This is a genomic window from Oscillospiraceae bacterium (genome assembly GCA_022483045.1).
Classification (GTDB): Bacteria; Bacillota; Clostridia; order Oscillospirales; family Acutalibacteraceae; genus Caproicibacterium.
Map to the genome: position 1 here is coordinate 825,544 of JAKVOA010000001.1, position 16,832 is coordinate 842,375.

Annotated in this window: 17 protein-coding genes; 9 read left to right on the forward strand and 8 right to left on the reverse strand. The window is 50.1% G+C overall.

Annotated features, from left to right (window positions below; translation table 11 throughout):
* The first annotated feature begins 176 nt into the window (after nt 1-176).
* From LKE53_03960 to LKE53_03975, 4 genes are all read left to right on the forward strand, one after another.
* Nucleotides 177-650, forward strand: a complete 474-nt coding sequence (locus tag LKE53_03960; protein MCH3971916.1) for a VanZ family protein — start codon at nt 177-179, stop codon at nt 648-650.
* Nucleotides 647-1,714 (forward strand): zinc ribbon domain-containing protein, encoded by a 1,068-nt coding sequence (locus LKE53_03965; protein ID MCH3971917.1) that lies wholly within the window; start codon nt 647-649, stop codon nt 1,712-1,714. The genes LKE53_03960 and LKE53_03965 overlap by 4 nt, the downstream gene beginning before the upstream one ends.
* Nucleotides 1,715-1,896: 182 nt before the next feature.
* Nucleotides 1,897-3,219 (forward strand): MurT ligase domain-containing protein, encoded by a 1,323-nt coding sequence (locus tag LKE53_03970; protein ID MCH3971918.1) that lies wholly within the window; start codon nt 1,897-1,899, stop codon nt 3,217-3,219.
* Nucleotides 3,216-3,983: a glutamine amidotransferase gene (locus tag LKE53_03975; protein MCH3971919.1), complete on the forward strand. Its 768-nt coding sequence runs from the start codon at nt 3,216-3,218 to the stop codon at nt 3,981-3,983. The genes LKE53_03970 and LKE53_03975 overlap by 4 nt, the downstream gene beginning before the upstream one ends.
* Nucleotides 3,984-4,111: 128 nt before the next feature.
* Here the strand turns inward: LKE53_03975 and pepT are convergent, their stop codons facing one another.
* Nucleotides 4,112-5,338, reverse strand: coding sequence for a peptidase T (gene pepT / locus LKE53_03980; GenBank protein MCH3971920.1), 1,227 nt, complete (start codon nt 5,336-5,338; stop codon nt 4,112-4,114).
* 149 nt (nt 5,339-5,487) lie between these two features.
* On the opposite strand from pepT, the gene LKE53_03985 reads away from it, so the two are divergent.
* The 4 genes from LKE53_03985 to LKE53_04000 all read left to right on the forward strand — a co-directional run bounded on the left by LKE53_03985 (nt 5,488) and on the right by LKE53_04000 (nt 9,578).
* On the forward strand, nt 5,488-7,176 hold the full coding sequence (locus tag LKE53_03985; protein ID MCH3971921.1) for a M3 family oligoendopeptidase: 1,689 nt from the start codon (nt 5,488-5,490) through the stop codon (nt 7,174-7,176).
* 54 nt (nt 7,177-7,230) lie between these two features.
* On the forward strand, nt 7,231-7,419 hold the full coding sequence (locus tag LKE53_03990; GenBank protein MCH3971922.1) for a hypothetical protein: 189 nt from the start codon (nt 7,231-7,233) through the stop codon (nt 7,417-7,419).
* A 103-nt stretch (nt 7,420-7,522) separates the two neighbouring features.
* A complete protein-coding gene (locus LKE53_03995; protein MCH3971923.1) occupies nt 7,523-7,771 on the forward strand; it encodes a hypothetical protein in 249 nt (82 codons plus the stop codon).
* Nucleotides 7,758-9,578, forward strand: coding sequence for a PASTA domain-containing protein (locus LKE53_04000; protein MCH3971924.1), 1,821 nt, complete (start codon nt 7,758-7,760; stop codon nt 9,576-9,578). The genes LKE53_03995 and LKE53_04000 overlap by 14 nt, the downstream gene beginning before the upstream one ends.
* Nucleotides 9,579-9,681: 103 nt before the next feature.
* Here the strand turns inward: LKE53_04000 and rpsR are convergent, their stop codons facing one another.
* The 5 genes from rpsR to LKE53_04025 all read right to left on the reverse strand — a co-directional run bounded on the left by rpsR (nt 9,682) and on the right by LKE53_04025 (nt 13,063).
* The gene (gene rpsR / locus LKE53_04005) at nt 9,682-9,924 is read right to left on the reverse strand and encodes a 30S ribosomal protein S18 (GenBank protein MCH3971925.1); all 243 of its coding nucleotides are present in this window, start codon (nt 9,922-9,924) and stop codon (nt 9,682-9,684) included.
* A gap of 49 nt (nt 9,925-9,973) precedes the next feature.
* Nucleotides 9,974-10,483, reverse strand: coding sequence for a single-stranded DNA-binding protein (locus LKE53_04010; GenBank protein ID MCH3971926.1), 510 nt, complete (start codon nt 10,481-10,483; stop codon nt 9,974-9,976).
* Between the two features lie 29 nt (nt 10,484-10,512).
* Nucleotides 10,513-10,809, reverse strand: a complete 297-nt coding sequence (rpsF, locus tag LKE53_04015) for a 30S ribosomal protein S6 (protein MCH3971927.1) — start codon at nt 10,807-10,809, stop codon at nt 10,513-10,515.
* Nucleotides 10,810-10,986: 177 nt separating this feature from the next.
* On the reverse strand, nt 10,987-11,871 hold the full coding sequence (gene galU, locus LKE53_04020; protein ID MCH3971928.1) for a UTP--glucose-1-phosphate uridylyltransferase GalU: 885 nt from the start codon (nt 11,869-11,871) through the stop codon (nt 10,987-10,989).
* Nucleotides 11,872-11,950: 79 nt separating this feature from the next.
* Nucleotides 11,951-13,063 carry a zinc-ribbon domain-containing protein gene (locus tag LKE53_04025; protein MCH3971929.1) on the reverse strand — a complete coding sequence of 371 codons (1,113 nt, stop codon included), beginning with the start codon at nt 13,061-13,063 and terminating at the stop codon, nt 11,951-11,953.
* A 378-nt stretch (nt 13,064-13,441) separates the two neighbouring features.
* Here LKE53_04025 and prfB point away from each other — a divergent pair, with 378 nt between their 5' ends.
* A complete protein-coding gene (prfB, locus tag LKE53_04030) occupies nt 13,442-14,575 on the forward strand; it encodes a peptide chain release factor 2 (protein ID MCH3971930.1) in 1,134 nt (377 codons plus the stop codon).
* Between the two features lie 71 nt (nt 14,576-14,646).
* Here the strand turns inward: prfB and LKE53_04035 are convergent, their stop codons facing one another.
* Together LKE53_04035 and LKE53_04040 are read right to left on the reverse strand one after the other, a co-directional pair.
* Nucleotides 14,647-15,627, reverse strand: coding sequence for an ATP-binding protein (locus tag LKE53_04035; protein MCH3971931.1), 981 nt, complete (start codon nt 15,625-15,627; stop codon nt 14,647-14,649).
* The gene (locus LKE53_04040) at nt 15,627-16,634 is read right to left on the reverse strand and encodes a DnaD domain protein (GenBank protein MCH3971932.1); all 1,008 of its coding nucleotides are present in this window, start codon (nt 16,632-16,634) and stop codon (nt 15,627-15,629) included. The genes LKE53_04035 and LKE53_04040 overlap by 1 nt, the downstream gene beginning before the upstream one ends.
* Between the last annotated feature and the right edge of the window lie 198 nt (nt 16,635-16,832).

Consider the following 16,832-nt stretch of genomic DNA (forward strand, 5'->3'; position numbering starts at 1 on the left):
TCGTCTTACAAAAACATGAGACACTGCATGTTATTATAAACCTTAAGGCAAAGCTTGGCAAGGCAAAGCAAAAGGCGGGGCTTTTGTGAAAAGGGAAAATGTGCTATACTGTACCTATGTATAAATTTTTCCGAAATAAACATAGAAAATTGTCGGCTGCTCAAAGCAGCGCGAAAATGGGGCAGGCAGAGAGCAGTCTGCTTTTCCGGCGGCGGCTTTTTCTACTGCTGGCCCTCTGCTGTATGGTGCTGATTTTTTGCTTTTCGGCGCAGAGCGGACCTTCCAGTGACCGTGCCAGTATGCCGATTGCTGTGTGGCTGGGGCGGGCGCTTCCGCTTTCGGTGCCGGTGCTGCATCATTTTGTACGCAAAGTGGCTCACTTTACCGTTTACCTTTTGCTGTCCGTTTTTGTTTCCGGATGGCTTTCCACGTTTCGCCTGCGGCCGGCAGCGCGGCTTTTTGCCGCGGTCCTGTTCTGTGCGGCCTATGCGGCAGGGGACGAGTTTCACCAGTCCTTTACAGCTTTGCGTACGCCCTCTGGGTGGGATGTGCTGCTGGATACCATGGGCGCTTTGACAGGGGCTGTCCTTTGGTCACTGTTTTTCCGGATGTATCAAAAAAGAATGCTGAGAAAGAAGGTGCAGCCTTGATTTGCCCAAACTGCGGATATGATAATCTTCCCAATGCACATTACTGCACGAAATGCGGCAAAGCGTTGAAGCCGGGCGAGCCGCCTGCGCCCGATGAGGACCTGTTGCGTGAAGAAGACGATTATGATGAGGAAGACGAGTACTATGAACCGTATGATGAAGAAGGACCAAAGCATCATACGTATGCGCCGCTTATTACGCTGATTGTTCTGCTGTGCATAGCCGGTGTCGCTGCCAGCTTTACCTTTGCGTGGCATCAGGAGCGCGGCGCATGGCCGTGGGAAAGCTTCTTAGTCAGCAGCGCGTCGTCAAAGCCTGCGGCTGTTTCTTCTTCTCAAGCGCCGCTGTCCCCGCAAAAAGCAGTGACTTCCTATACAGCTGCTGAGATTGCTGCCCAGGTGCGGCGCAGCGGCTTCCAAACATTTACTGTAGCGGAAGCAGAGATTTCTTCTATTAAAGTTGATTCACAGTCGTTATCAGATGCAGACCTGGTGCAGTTTACCGTCAATAAATCCATGGCGCAGGTGCATATGCAGCTGCGGGTTCCCACGCAGTCGTCTGTCTCCAGCACTTCACAAAGCACTGCCTCGTCACAAGCTGCTGCATCTTCGGCAGTGGTGAGCAAGCCCACTGTAACCGCGTGGGGAGTGGATACCTGGAAACTGACGGGTACTTGGAATGACTCAGACGGCAATGCGCTGTTAATTGATACTTGCAATTCCGGCAGCATGACTGCGCGCTATATTCCCGCCGGTACTGTGGAAAGCCGCTCTGTTTCCGGTACGATTTCGGGCAGCGGTGATATTTCCCTGATCAGCAGCAAAACTCGTTTAAGCGGCCGCTTTTCGCCCAGTGGCACTGCGCTGCTTACGGTGACTGTCAATAACGGCAGCCCGGCCACACAGCAATTTGTCATGCTCTCTTCGGCGATTGCAACACTGCCAAGCGCCTCTGCGGCGTCTTCTGCATCCTCCTCTTCGGGGGCCTCCAGCCCGGCAGCCCCATCGGCTTCGTCTACAGGCAGTTCTGCGTCTTCTGCTGTTTCCTCTTTACCCGGTGCTTAAAGGATTTTTGCCTCGCAAATCTGTATTTTTTGTTTACAAAATCCCTAAAAACTGTTATAATTCAACAGATGTATAGGAACAGCAGCCAGATGCGGCGCAGCATCTTCCTGCTGTTTTTCATTCATTCCGTTTGCATAAAATTATAAATACTGCCGCGCATGCGGCCGGAAGGATATGAAAGAATGCGGTTAAGAAGTGCGTTTGCGGTTTTTGTTGCCCGCCTGGTCAGCTGGGGAGAAAGACACATCCTGCACGTAGGGGCCAGTGCCATGCCGGGGCGCTTTGCCCTGCGGATTGACCCGCAGGTGCTGGGACAGCTTGCCCCAAAACTAAAAAAAGGTTCTATTGTTGTATGTGGAACCAACGGAAAAACAACGACGAATAATATTATCTGCCGCGCGGTGCAGAGCAGCGGCTGTTCGGTGCTGTGCAACCGCGCAGGTGCCAACATGGCTTCCGGAGTGGTGACGGCGCTTTTGCCCGGGAAAGGAGCAGATTGGGGCGTGATGGAAGCGGACGAGCTTTCTACGCCGCACATTGTTCCTTTTTTAAAGCCAAAATACATGGTGCTGCTCAATATTTTCCGCGATCAGCTCGACCGCTGCGGCGAGATCGATACCGTAATGCAGGCCATTATTTCTGCACTGGAGCAGTCGCCGGAAACTGTTTTGATTTACAATGCAGATGATCCTTTCTGCTCCTTTATTGCTTCTCATGCCAAGCACACCATTGCTTTTGGTATTGCAGAAGACCTGCACCTGCCGCAAGACCGGGTTACCGGCGGACGTTTCTGTATGAAGTGCGGCACGCAGCTGGAGTACGATTACCGGCAGTATGGGCAGCTGGGCGCATTCCACTGTCCGAAGTGTGATTTCCGCCGTGCACCGCTCGATTTTGCCGCGACAGATGTCAAGTTAGGCGGCGGTATTGCTTTTACGGTCGGCGATACAACAATTCAGACGCGCTACAGCGGCGTATATATGGTGTACAACCTGCTTGCAGCGTACGCGGCCGCACGCAGCCTTAACTGCAGTGCCGAGAGCTTTCAAAAGACTTTGGACCAGTATGACCCGAAAAACGGCCGTCTGCAGAAGTTTACCGTACAGGGGCACCCGGTCATGCTGAACCTGGCGAAAAACCCAACGGGCTTTAATCAGAATATGGCTCTGCTCCTGCAGGACCAGGGCCCAAAAGTCATCTATTTTATCATCAACGACAACGACAACGACGGCAACGATATTTCCTGGCTGTGGGATGTTGACTTTGAGCGCTTGGCGCAGGAAAAAGAAATGATTGTTTACGCCGGCGGCCACCGCATGAATGATCTTCAGGTACGTCTGAAATATGCCGGCATTCCATCAGAGCTGGTCAGCACTGTAGCAGAGGCTGCGGAAAAGACCCGCGCCTTGCCGCAGGAGCACCGCCTTTATGTGCTGACAAATTACTCAGCGCTTGCGCCCACCCAGCGGGAACTGCGCGCTTTGAGCGGGGAGGATAAATCATGAAACTGAAAATTGCACATCTTTATCCGGAACTGCTGAATCTTTACGGCGACGGCGGCAACATCATCTGTATGCAAAAGCGCTGTGCATGGCGCGGCATAGAGGCAGAGGTCTGTACGGTGCACTGTGGCGACCCGGTTGACTTTTCTGATGTCGATATCGTCTTTATTGGCGGCGGCACCGACCGCGAGCAGAAAATTGTCTGTGACGCTCTGTTAGCAGAAAAAAAGCAGCTGCATGACTATGTTGAGGCAGGGGGAGTTCTCTTGGCGGTCTGCGGCGGCTACCAGCTTTTGGGGCACAACTACCTGCTTGGCGACGAATTGGTTGAGGGAATCGGTGTTGTGGATCTGAAAACCGAGCGCGGCGAGGGCCGCTTAATCGGCAATGTCATGATTCAAAGCGACATCTGTGAAATGCCGATTGTCGGCTATGAAAACCATGGCGGCCGCACCTATCTGGGCGACTGCCAGCCGCTTGGAAAGGTCATTTCAGCCGGCGGCTACGGCAATAACGGAACCGACGGACATGAAGGTGTGCATTACAAAAATGTGGTTGGTACATATCTGCATGGGCCGTTGCTGCCAAAGAACCCGCAGGTGTGCGATTACCTGCTGCGTACGGCGCTGACCCGCCGCTATGGCGAGGGGTACGATTTTCCGAAACTTGATGATACGATTGAAATCAATGCCAACCGTGTGATGCAGGAACGCCTGAAAGAGTCAGTTGCTAATAAAATGAAAGTTAATGCACGCGGTAAAAGTTGAGCGTACACAAATTATAAAAAAAACAGACTGCAGGCAACCGGGAATACCGGCGCTGCAGTCTGTTTTATGTTTTGTAAAAAATGGTAGGCCTACAGCAGTTCTCTGCAGAAATCTGCCAAGGCTTTTACTTATTTTCCGGATTTTGCGAAGCGGCGGATAATTCCTACCAGGATCGAAGTACACATATCCATATCTTCCGCTGCAATGTGTTCATACGGGCCGTGGTAAGCGTGGCCACCTGTGCCTAGGTTGGGGCAGGGCAGCCCCTTTGTGCTCAGGACAGCACCGTCTGTGCCGCCGCGGATTGGCTCCTCAAACGGCGTAAGGCCAAGTGCGCGGATAGCGGCGCGTGCGTTGTCAATCAGCTGCGGATAGGGCTTGACAAAAGGAAGCATATTTTGGTACTCGTCGGTGATCTTCAGGTCGACGGTTCCTTTTCCGTATTTCTCATTTAAGGTCCTTACGATTTGGCGCAGCATGTCTTTGCGGATAGCGAAGTGCTCTTTTGAGTGGTCACGAATGATATAGGAAAGGTGCGCTTCTTCAGTGCAGCCGCTCATGCTGATAAGATGGAAAAAGCCCTCTCTGCCAGAGGTATGCGCAGGAATTTCCGCGGCGGGCAGCATGCTGTTGGCTTCGATTGCGAGAAGGGAAGCATTATTCATCACATTCTTTGCGTCGCCGGGGTGTACATTAAAGCCGTGAAAAGTCAGTTCGGCGCCGGCCGCATTGAAGTTTTCATAGGTGATTTCGCTCACTTCACCGCCATCTACAGTATAGGCGAGCTTTGCGCCAAATCCGGAAATATCAAAATGTGTTGCGCCGCGGCCGACTTCTTCGTCCGGCGTAAAGGCGATGCACACCCGCCCATGCGGCAGGTTTTCCGCAGCCAGCCGCTCACAGGCGGTCAGAATTTCAGCGATGCCTGCCTTGTCGTCCGCACCGAGCAGAGTTGAGCCGTCAGAAGTAATCAGCGTTTTCCCTTTCATCTTTGCAAGGTCCGGAAATGCCGCCGGTGAAAGGATGCGTCCACTGCTGCCGAGTTTGATTTCGTCGCCGTCGTAGTCTTTGTGGATTTGCGGATGTATATTTTTGCCGCAGAAATCCGGCGCGGTATCCATGTGGGAAATGAAGCCGATTGCCGGTGCGTCTTCACAGCCGGGTGTTGCGCTGAGTTCTCCGTAAACATAGCAGGTGTCTGTTACACGCACCTTCTGCAGGCCTAGTCCCTTCATTTCTGCTGCCAGCAGGTTTGCAAGGTCAAATTCTCTTGCCGCGGTTGGCACAGTGTCGGACAATTCGTCAGAGGTCGTGTAGATCTGTACATATTTTAAAAGTCTTTGAGCTGCTTTCACATTGGTTCATCCTTTCCGCCATGCCTTTGCGGCAATAACAAAATTAGTATACGCTGTTTACAAAAAAGAAGCAAGACAATTTGATTTTTACACATTTTTGCAGTAAACTAACCATGCTGTTTGAATTATTTGTACAAAGGAGTGTCACAATGAAATTTTCCGAAATGCCCTATACACGTCCTAATTATTCTGCTTTGTTTCAGCAGATAGATGCAATGACAGCCCAGCTGTCAAGTGCTTCTGCCGAAAAGCAGCTGGAAATTTATCATCAGATGGAAAAGCTGGAGTCTACCGTTGTCACGCAGGCGACAATTTGTGAGATTCGCAACAGTATCAATACCCGTGACCAGTTTTATGAAGCTGAGCAGGCCTACAATGATGAGCATTCCCCCATGCTTGATGAGCACATGCAGGCTTTTAAAAAAGCGCTGCTGCATTCTACACACCGAACAGAACTTAAAAAAGCGCTCGGCAGTATGCTGTTTCAAAAATTGGAAATGGAGCAAAAATCTTTTTCCCCCGAAATTGTTCCGCTGCTCCAGGAGGAAAACCACCTGGTTAATGCGTATCAAAAACTTTATGCAAGCGCAGCTATTTCATTTGACGGCAAAACATGCACACTCTCCCAGTTAGGGCCGTACCTGCAAAATACCGATCGCTCTGTGCGCCGCAGCGCTGCAGAAGCTTATGGCGACTTTTTTGATGCGCATCGCGAAGAATTTGATACCCTTTATGATAAAATGGTCAAAAACCGTACTGAACAGGCACATAAACTCGGCTTTGCTAATTTTGAGGAGCTCTCTCTGCTGCGTCGAAATAGAATCGGCTACAGCATTGAAGATATCCGCAGCTTTCGCAAAGAAGTTGTGCGCGACTTGGTGCCAATTACGGTTGAAATTAAGAAGCGCCAGGCAAAACGAATTGAAATTCCGGATTTTTCTTTTTATGATAACGAATTAAAATTCAAGGACGGCAGTGCCGTGCCGCAGGGAACACCGAAAGAGATTATGCAGGCCGGCAAAAAGATGTATACGGAGCTTTCAGCCGAAACCGCAGAGTTTATTGACCAGATGTTCCGCATGGATTTGTTTGATGTGCTCGCGAAAAAAGGCAAAGCGCCGGGCGGCTACTGCACAGATCTGCCAGACTACCACTGCTCTTTTATTTTCTCAAACTTCAACGGCACTTCCGGAGACGTGGATGTGCTGACACACGAAGCAGGCCATGCGTTTGCCAGCTTTGTTGCACAGCGCACGGTGCCGCTGCTTGCCCTGCGTGATCCTTCCTATGAGACAGCAGAGACGCATTCCATGAGCATGGAGTTTTTGACTGCCCCGTGGCATTCGCTTTTCTTTGGTGACCAGACTGATAAATATGAGTTGACCCATGCAGAAGATGCCCTAACTTTCATTCCGTATGGCTGCCTGGTCGATCATTTCCAGGAGGAAGTCTATCTGCATCCGGAAATGACACCGGAGGAGCGCAATCAAACATGGCTTCGCCTGGAAAAGCTCTATCGTCCGTATGTCAATTTTGCAGACCTGCCGTTTTTCGCACGCGGTGCCGGCTGGCAGCGTCAGCTTCATATCTACATGGATCCTTTCTACTATATTGATTACTGCTTGGCACAGACAATGTCCCTGCAGTTTTTCAATGCCTCTAACTATGACCGCAAAGATACGTGGAAACGCTATATAAAATTTGTAAAACAGGGCGGCACGGCTTCTTTTGTCGACCTTGCACATTCGGTTGGGTTTCGGTCCCCGCTGGATAAAGGATGTGTCTACAGCGTGTGCCAAGAGACTGCAAAGTGGCTGGAAGTACACGCCGTTCAGTAATTTCCAATTATAAAACAGCAGGAAACGGAACACACTAGCCCTGAGGTGGTTTCCATGATGGACAGTATCTATTTTCAGCCAGGGTATCCGTTTCGCTACGACCGCTTTTTTAATGCCGAGCCTGACTTGCAGGAGAGATTCCTTTCTTTGCCGGAAGACGCCCAGCAGGCCATTTTAAGCCGTGGCATTGATTCTGCTGAGGACTTGCAGCGTGCCCTTCATGAATATCAACTTAAAGACTAAAAAAGCGGGGCATATTGCCCCGCTTTTTGCATACTTTCTCTAAAAAAGAGAAAGCAAAGCCAGAAAAGAAACAGAAGTGTAACTTTGCAGTAGCCTGCATTACTTGATTACAGTTATTTGCTGTGCTATAATTGAAACAATTATTATGGAATTTAGTGAAAATACAAAAAAATTGTTGAATAATATAGCCAAACAAATGAAATGTGCAGCGCTCAAAATGATAGAGAGCTTTCCTTGCGGTGCGGCAGGAGCTGTCAGCGTCTTTCCGAAAGGAAAAGGCTGTGCAGACCCTGCCACTGATTTTGTATGGCAATTCAAAACGAAGGAGCAGGCACCCTATGACAGGTTATGAACATCTGTGTGTGAACTGCATGGCTGAGACAGAGGGGCAGGAAAAGTGCCCGCACTGCGGCTTTTCACAGAAAGAACCACAGCGAAAGGACGCCCTGCCTTACCGCACTGTCCTGCAGGAGCGGTATATGGTTGGCCGCGCGAAAAAACAGGATCCCGAGGGATTCACCTATATCGCCTTTGATATGCAGCAGCTCTGCATGGTGCAGATACGTGAATTTTTCCCCCGCGAAATCTGCGTCCGTATTGTGGACAGTACGGATATTGCAGTTGTTGCCGGCAATGAAACGGCGTTTGATGAGTACCTCAATGATTTTATCAGTTACCAGGAATCAATTGAAAAGTTTACTGACCAGCCTGCGCTGCTGGCAGTAGAAGACCTTTTTGAAGAGAATTACACTGCCTATTCGGTTTCACCGTGGGAAGAGGCAATCACGCTGCGCTATTTTGTCGAGCGCAGCGGCGGTTCCCTTTCCTGGAATGCCGCGTGGAAGCTGTTTATGCCGGTGATCAATGCCGTTTCCGCTTTGTATGCTGCCGGAGTGGGGCATTACGGTATTTCGCCTGACACCCTCTTTATTATGCAGAATGGCAGCATGAAACTCGGCGGATTTTGTTCGCCTACGGTCCGAATGGCCGCAGGCGGGCTTCCCGGCTGCCTGAAATCCGGCTGTGCCGCTGAAGAACAGTACAATAAAGAAGGAAAAGTCGGGGAGTACACCGATGTATACGGTATGGCGGCAACTCTGTTTTATGCACTGACCGGCGTCCTGCCCAAAGATGCACGCAAGCGCTGCAAAGACCCACGCTTATTGCTGCCTGCCAGTACGCTGCGCAGTATACCGCCGCATGTTGTCACTGCGCTGGCAAATGCGCTGCAGGTTGTGCCTGACAACCGCACACCAACCCTAGAGCGCTTCCGTGCCGAGCTTTCTGCGGCGCCCACAGCTACGGCTTCACTGGAAGAAACCCAGAGCCTGCGCCGCATCCCCAGCCCGTACGATGACTCATCTGACCGCGCAGCGCGTGCGCGCCGTCAGCAGGAAAAAGAAAAAGAGGATGAGCACAAGTCTATTCCCAAATTTGTGAGTGTCATTTTGATTCTCGTTGCTGTTTTGGTCTGTGTCACCATCGGTGTAGTAGCCTATCTTTCCAATCATAATATCCTGGGGAATATGCAGACGGCCTCTGCAACCGCATCGGTAAGCACCTCTGCAGTTACTTCTACCGCACAGAAAACTTCGTCAGTGACTTCTGTTTCCAAACAGTCGTCGGCTTCTTCAGCAGCATCGCTGCCGGACGGACAAATTGAAGTACCGAATCTGATTGGTAAGAATTTTTCTAATCTGAGCAAAAATTCAAATTATCAAGTGGTAGAGACTCGCAAGGAATTCAGCGATACTGTAGAAGAGGGCTGCATTATTTCCCAGACACCCAAATATGGTTCTGGTACCATGGTAAAAGGTGCAGCAATTTCCGTTACGGTCAGCCAGGGCAAAGCGCTGCGTGTGCTGCCAAAGATTGCCGGTCTGACTTACAGTGAAGCAAAGAGCAAAGTAGAGTCGGCGGGCTTAATTCCGAAAAACCGCACGCTACAATTCAGCGATTCGGTTTCTAAGGGAGTGGTTATCGGCTATGGCGATGGCTTGACAGCCGGCAGTCAGCTGAATTATCAGTACCCTGTAACGATTCTTGTCAGCGCTGGCGCGGAAGAAAGCAGCAGTACAGACTCGACTTCCGGTGACAATACAACGGGGGATACTACCGGCAATACAGACAGCACGACAGATAGCAGTACAACAGGTTGATTTTCAGCAGGCTCGCAGAGAGCCTGCTTTTTTGTACAGAAAATAAAAAAGCAGGCCGGCAAACAGCTTTTCACTGTCTGCTGGCCTGCTGATTTACGCTTTATTAGTCACTGCTGAAAGGCAGCAGTGCAAGATGCCGTGCACGCTTAATTGCAATGGTCAGCTCACGCTGGTGGCGGGCACAAGTGCCGGTTACACGGCGGGGCAGAATCTTTGCGCGCTCTGAAATGAAGCGGCGCAGCTTTGCAACATCCTTATAATCAATATGATCCACTTTGTCAACACAGAAACTGCAAACTTTGCGGCGGCCCTTGCGTCCACCGCGACGATTATCTCTGTCAGCCATAATTACTGGAACCTCCTTTTAGAAAAATACAAGTCAATTTACTCAAACCTTAAAACGGCAGATCGTCGTCGTCAGGCAGAGACTGAAAGTCGCCGGTGTCGCCACTGGAGTAAGCCGGGGCGGCGGGGGCGGCTGCTGCGGGCGCAGCAGAAGGGGCAGGCTGCTGATAGCTGTCTTTTGCGGGTGCCGGTGCGCTGCTGTAAGAAGAATCGCCACCATAAGAGCCGGTACCGGATTCGCGCTTGCTTCCGCAGAATTGGGCATTGTCTGCTACCACTTCATAGCGGGTGCGCTTATTTCCGTCGCGGTCGGTGTAGTTGTCCACACGCAGGGAACCCTGAATGGCAATCATCGAGCCCTTTGTGAAATAGCGGCAGATAAACTCTGCAGTCTGTCTCCACGCGGTGACATCGATAAAGTCAGTCTGCTTTTCTGCGCCGGCTCGTGAAAAGCTGCGGTCAACCGCAATGCGAATTGAGGTAACAGCGATATCGTTGGGAGTGTGGCGCAGCTCTGGGTCAGCTACCAGTCGACCCATTAAAACAACAACATTCAGCATTTAAAACATATCCCTTCTCTGCAGCGGCATCAGGCTTCTTTGCGGATAATCAGGGAACGCAGCACGCCGTCCGTAATCTTATAGATACGGTCCAGTTCAGCTGTGAAAGCCGGTGCGCTGGTGAAGTTGATCAGCACATAATAGCCCTCTGTTTCCTTGTTGATTTCATAAGCAAGTCTGCGCTTGCCCCATTCATCAACTCCGTCGACCGTGCCGTTGGCAGCAATCAGATCTTTGAATTTTTCAACAAGGGCAGCGGTGTGCTGCTCATCCAGTTTGCTGGAGAGAACAAATACGGTCTCATAGGCATTTTGATTTTTTTCCATTGATAAGCACCTCCTTTTGGACTTATGGCCCCGGGATCTGCCCGGAGCAAGGATGTGTCAGCCATAAACAGACTAACAAAACTAGTATATCAAAAAAGATTTGTCTCGTCAAGCAATTCTGCTGTGAAACAAATCTTTTTCTGCTAATCTGACTTATGAAATTTTTTATGAATTCCCTTACAGGGTTTTTGACAGTTCTTTCAGATAAGCGCGGAAGTCCTGTCCAATTTCTGGGTGCTGCAGACCAACCTCGACCTGTGCTTTTAAGATACCAAGTTTGTTGCCCATGTCGTAGCGCTTTCCGGTAAAATCAACGGCAATCATACCTGTCGTGCGCGCCAAAGTGCGCATGGCGTCGGTCAGCTGAATTTCCCCGCCGGCTCCAGGAGGCGTTTGGTCAATGATGTCAAAAATCTCTGGCGGCAGCACACAGCGTCCTAAAATGGAGTATAGGCTCATTACTTTGTCAGGTGTTGGTTTTTCAATCATATCCGTGCAGGAAAAAAAGTTGTCGTGCAGCGGCTCTACCTTTATAGAAGAGTACTTTGAAATATCATCAGGCGATACTTTTTTAACGCCCAGCACGCCTTTTCCATATTCTTCATACGCGCGGATTAGCTGCCCGCAGGCCGGGTCTTTTCCAATAATTACATCGTCACCGTACAGAACAGCGAAAGGCTCGTTGCCGACAAAAGAGCGGGCACGGCTGATGGCATGACCCAGACCTTTTGTTTCTTTTTGGCGGACGAAGTAAAAGTTTGCAAGATGCGCAATATCGGTCACCTGTTTCAGGATAGCTTCTTTCTGCGGACCGCCGTTTTTTAGTTTGGCTTCCAGTTCAGGCACGCGGTCAAAGTGGTCCTCAATCAGGCCTTTGCCACGGTTTGTGACAATGAGGATATCGGTGATGCCAGCACGCACCGCTTCCTCTACAATATACTGGATTGCAGGCTTATCTACAATCGGAAACATTTCTTTCGGCATACTTTTGGTAGCAGGAAGCACACGCGTTCCAAGACCGGCTGCAGGGATAACAGCTTTGGTAATTTTCTTTTGTTTCACTTCAATACACTCCAATATATAAAATATAAAAATGGAAATCATATTTCAGCGCCCTTCAAAAGGGCGGGGAAAGCATAGCTTAGAAAAAGTAGACAACATTTGAAACAATCAGCGAGCAAATCAAAATCAAAGTCAGTAGCATGGTATTGACGCCGCCTTTTTCCTGGTAGTGAATGGTGGATTCACTTTCGTTTAGCGAAACAGACAGCACAGACTGTACCGTCTTGACGCAGTGCTTGCGGTACATTTTGTTTGCCATAAAGCCGATGACCAAGTGTGTGACAAAGATGCCAATTGAAAAAATTTCCGGCAAAAAGAAAAGGAGCTGCTGGTTAAATGGAAGTTCCAGCACTTTGCCGGCAATTTGGTACATCTGCTGCATGGACATAGAGCTTGCAGTCGAAATACCCAGGCTGCTCATCATACTTGTCAGCAGCGGGTTAGTAAAGCGCGCTGTTATAAATTGACTGATAACTTCTAAAGCAAGTATGATAACGGTAATAATGCTGCCAACCTTGTACAGCTTGCGGTACAGCAGCCAGCCGCCCCCCAAAAGCAGCGCAGCAAAGTTGAAGCGGCGCTTGTGATATTTAGAGGCATTGTAAAAGACCGGTAAATAATAGCTTGTGTTGCTTTGCACTACTTTTGCGAGCTCACTGGCTTTTGCACCGTCAATTTCTTCATCAGGTTTAATCCCTGCAAGCGGATCAAATACAAAGGGCATCTGCCCATAGGGCCAGCCGTTTGGCGGGGTTTGGCCATATGGGGACTGTCCATTGCTGCCGTAGGGAGGCTGCTGCCCATAAGGGACATTTTGCTGTCCGTTATTGTATGGCTGCCTTTGCTGCGGGCTGCCATAAGTGGGGGATTGCTGCCCATTGCCGTAAGGCTGTGTGTTGGTCGGCTGTGCCGACAGGGGTGCACCGCAGTGTTCGCAAAAAAGAGCACCCGGGGTATTGTCGTGCCCGCAGCGCGGGCAGCGCAGGCTGTCTGGCCCCGAAGCGTTCTGCTGGTCCTGCGGCGGCTGCCAGGCCTTGCCGGTGCCGTGCTGATCCTCATAAAGGCAGTGACCAACTTTTTGGTAGCATTCACGGTGGTAGGGGGCGCCGCAGTCCGGGCAGACAACAATGTCGTCTGTAGGAAGAAAGGGCTTGCCGCATACGGGGCATTTAATTCCGGTAAAGTCGGTCATAAGTTTATCCTCCCAGGTCAAGTTGAAAAAGTCTGGCGAATTGTGCAGTCCACATAAATAAATACATATTCTATATTGTATCGATTTTTTGTTTATACTGCAAGTTCTTTATAGCAGAAGTTTTTACTTTGTTTACAAAATACAGCCTTTTCGGTACTTTCTCAGCGGATAAACCCAAAAACTGCTGAATCGGGGCAGGCCATCTTTTACCGGCAGCAATTTCTTTACAATCGGTTATGAATAGCATATAATAATACCATTACTGATTATGCGCGAAAACGTCACAGGCGCATGGCCTTTTTGTGAAAAGTCTATGAAGACCCGCCGCAGGGCTTTGCAAAAGATAGAGGACACTTGAGAAAGTAGGATGTAACTTTTATGCTGCAATATGAAGAACAGAAACAAAAACTGCAGGAAATGCTGCCGGCACTAAATGATCTGGAGGATGCGCTGGGCTTAAAGACCATGCGCAGCGAGATTGAGGAGCTGGACATGAAAGCAACCGAACCCGGCTTTTGGGACGATATGGAAAAGTCACAGAAAATCCTGCAGCGCTCTGCACATTTAAAGGATAAAATCGGTGCATATGAAAAGTTGCGCAGCAAATGGGAAGATACCAAAGCGCTGTGTGAGCTGGCGGATGAGGAGGGAGACCTTTCCCTTCTGCCGGAAGCTGAGCAGAGTGTTAAAGAGATTGAGAGAAGCTTAGAGCAACAGCGCCTGCAGACACTGCTGACTGGCGAATATGATGCCAAAAATGCGATTCTTACTTTTCATGCCGGCGCGGGCGGTACAGAAGCACAGGATTGGGCCGAAATGCTCTACCGCATGTACAACCGCTGGGGTGAGCGCCACAACTTTAATGTCAAGCTGCTGGATTACCTCGACGGCGAAGAGGCGGGCTTAAAAAGTGCCAGTATCTTAATTGAGGGTGAAAACGCCTATGGCTTTTTAAAGGGTGAAAATGGTGTTCACCGTTTGGTGCGTGTTTCCCCGTTTGATGCTTCTGGCCGCCGTCATACTTCTTTTGCGTCGCTTGAGGTTATGCCGGAAATTGATGATACTGTAAAAGTGGAAATCGACCCAGCTGATATTAAAATGGATGTTTATCGTGCCAGCGGCGCTGGCGGGCAAAAGGTTAACAAGACCAGCTCTGCTGTCCGCTTAACGCATATCCCGACCGGCATTGTAGTGGCCTGCCAGGTAGAGCGCAGCCAGTACCAAAACCGCGATGTTGCTATGCGTATGTTAAAAAGTAAGCTGATGGAAATAAAAGAGCGCGAGCATTTGGAAAAAATTGATGATATTAAAGGCGTGCAGAAAGAGATTTCCTGGGGCTCACAGATTCGCTCCTATGTCTTCATGCCGTACACAATGGTAAAAGACCACCGCACCGGCTATGAGACTGCCAATGTCAATGCGGTTATGGATGGCGATATTGATGGCTTCATTAACGCCTACCTAAAAGCCCTCAGCCAAAACGCCCTGGGCAACTATATGTCAGATGACTGATCAATACTAATAATAGATATACTAAAAGGCCGCTGTCTGTAAAGACGGCGGCCTTTTAGTCACAGTATATATCAGAAGTTTTTGCGCCTTAATTGGCGCACGTCATTCCCACAGAAGGGAATGGAGGTGTAACTGCCGATTACACGGGAAGAGAAGCGCTCAGTGTAGTATTCCATCAGTTCCTTCATAGAAAGGTTGGTACTGATAATAACCGGCTTTTCGGTCAGCTGGCGAGAATTGACAATATTATAAATGGCAGAAATCGTAAAGCTGCTGCGAAATTCCGTACCAAGGTCATCTAAAATCAGCAGGTCGCAGTTTAAAAGGCTCTGCATTGTATCGCCGCCGCTGCGTCCGAAGTGCTCGTCCTGCAGGCGGTTCAACAGGTTTTCGGCGGAACTGTAAACAACACCGTACCCGCGCTCAATCACTCTGCCAGCAATCGCAAGGGAAAGGTGCGTTTTGCCAAGGCCAGTCTTGCCGTGTAGTAAAAGGCTTTCCGTAGTATGTGCATTAAAATTTTCGGCGTATTTTCTGCAGTACAGAAAGACGCGCTCCATAATATCGCGCGGTGACGCGCCGTTTTGCATAGGTGTAGTTGGATAATAAGAAACATTAAAGCTGTCAAAGCTGCATAGGTGCAGCGGGGTATCAGCATTTAGGCGGCGCAGGGCTTCTTCTTTCAGCAACTCTTTCATGCAGGTGCACATACGGCCGTCTACACTGCCGCGGTCTTTGCACAAAGGGCAGTGGTACTGTGGTTCCAAGTCTTTTGCAGACATGCTCTGCCTTGCCAGCAGAGCATCAAGTTCAGCACGAAGCGCCTGGCTCTGCCGGCGCAGCTGCTCTAAATTCTGCCGTACATTGCCCCCGCGTACAACAGCTTTTGCGGCAGCACTGCCTGCGCGGCTCAGCGCCTGCTCTATTTCCTGCGCGCGCGGCTCTACCCGGTAAAAATCCGCACGACGGCGGTCGGCTTCCTGCTCAGCATGCAGGCGGCGCTTATTTAAGATTTCATAGGCGGTGTCATATACACGCCGGTCATAGCCCATCAGCGGTTTCCTCCCGTAAATTTCAGCATACTGTCGCGTTCGTAAGCGTCCAGGTCAAAAGAGGGCTTTTCCTCTTCGCTGCGCGTCTGGCGGTGCCGGTCATTTTCTGCAGCGGCCTGCTCAGGGGCAGCAATCCCCTCACGGTGCCAACGCTCCAAAATTTTATTGATATAGCCGGCCCGGAAAGACCCGATTGCATCTACACAGCGGTCATAGGCAATTTTCAGCATGTCCGGGCTGAAATGCCATTGCAGCACCCAGCTGTCTGCATATTTCTTTTCACGCTCGGTGGGGGCGCGTTTCGGTAGCCCCATTGCTTTTTGTATGGTGCTCCATGCACGGTTCAGATTTGTCAGCTGCTGCAGGCGCTCTTCTGCCTGCACATGGGTCGTGATACCCTCATCGGCCCAGTTTAAAGCGACTTTTTCTATGTAGCGCATGTTCCCTTTTCCGCTGCTTGCAGCATACTGGATGAGCATAATGATTACATCGACCGGCAGCCCGTAGTTGTCATGAATCAATAATAATGCACTCAGGTCAGAGGAGGAAAGCGTACGTCCCAAAATCTGTTCTGCGTCCAGCATCATGCAGTGCAGGGATTCATCTTCCTCTAAACGTTTACTTACGAAGACGGGATCCGGGCGTTCCGGCCGCGGCAGCGGAGGGAAAAGCTGCTTGGGCGGCTGCGAAACGACCGGTGCGGTTTCTTTTGCAGGCACCGGTGAAGGGGGAGACTGCGGCTGAGCCGGCGTTTCTTTTTGTGCTGCAGCGGAAAACTGCAGCACGCCGGTCTCCTGCCAGTAAGAGAGCGCATCGCGCGCATCTGCAGGTGAAACACCGAGTGCGTCCGCAAGCTCAGTGTCAGAAAAAGAAGCCCCGCCCTGCCGCAAAACCCACAGCAGGGCTTTTAGCTGCACACTGCCGGCAAGCTTTAGGTGGCGGTCTACCACGGCTGTCGGCACTGCAAAAACACTGCCCCAAATTCCGCTGTTTGTCATATACTGCATGAAGAAACCTCCGATATAGAATCCATAAAAACTCTTTATAAGCAATATTATAGCATTGCAAAGGACCAAATACAACAAAGAGCGACAGCCTCCTTTTTCCCCGCAAAGCCTATCTATATCTGCAAAAATCCGCAAAAAAGGAACCAATCAGTAAAACTGCAAAGAAAAAATGAAAATTATGTTCCCTTTTCTCCTAAA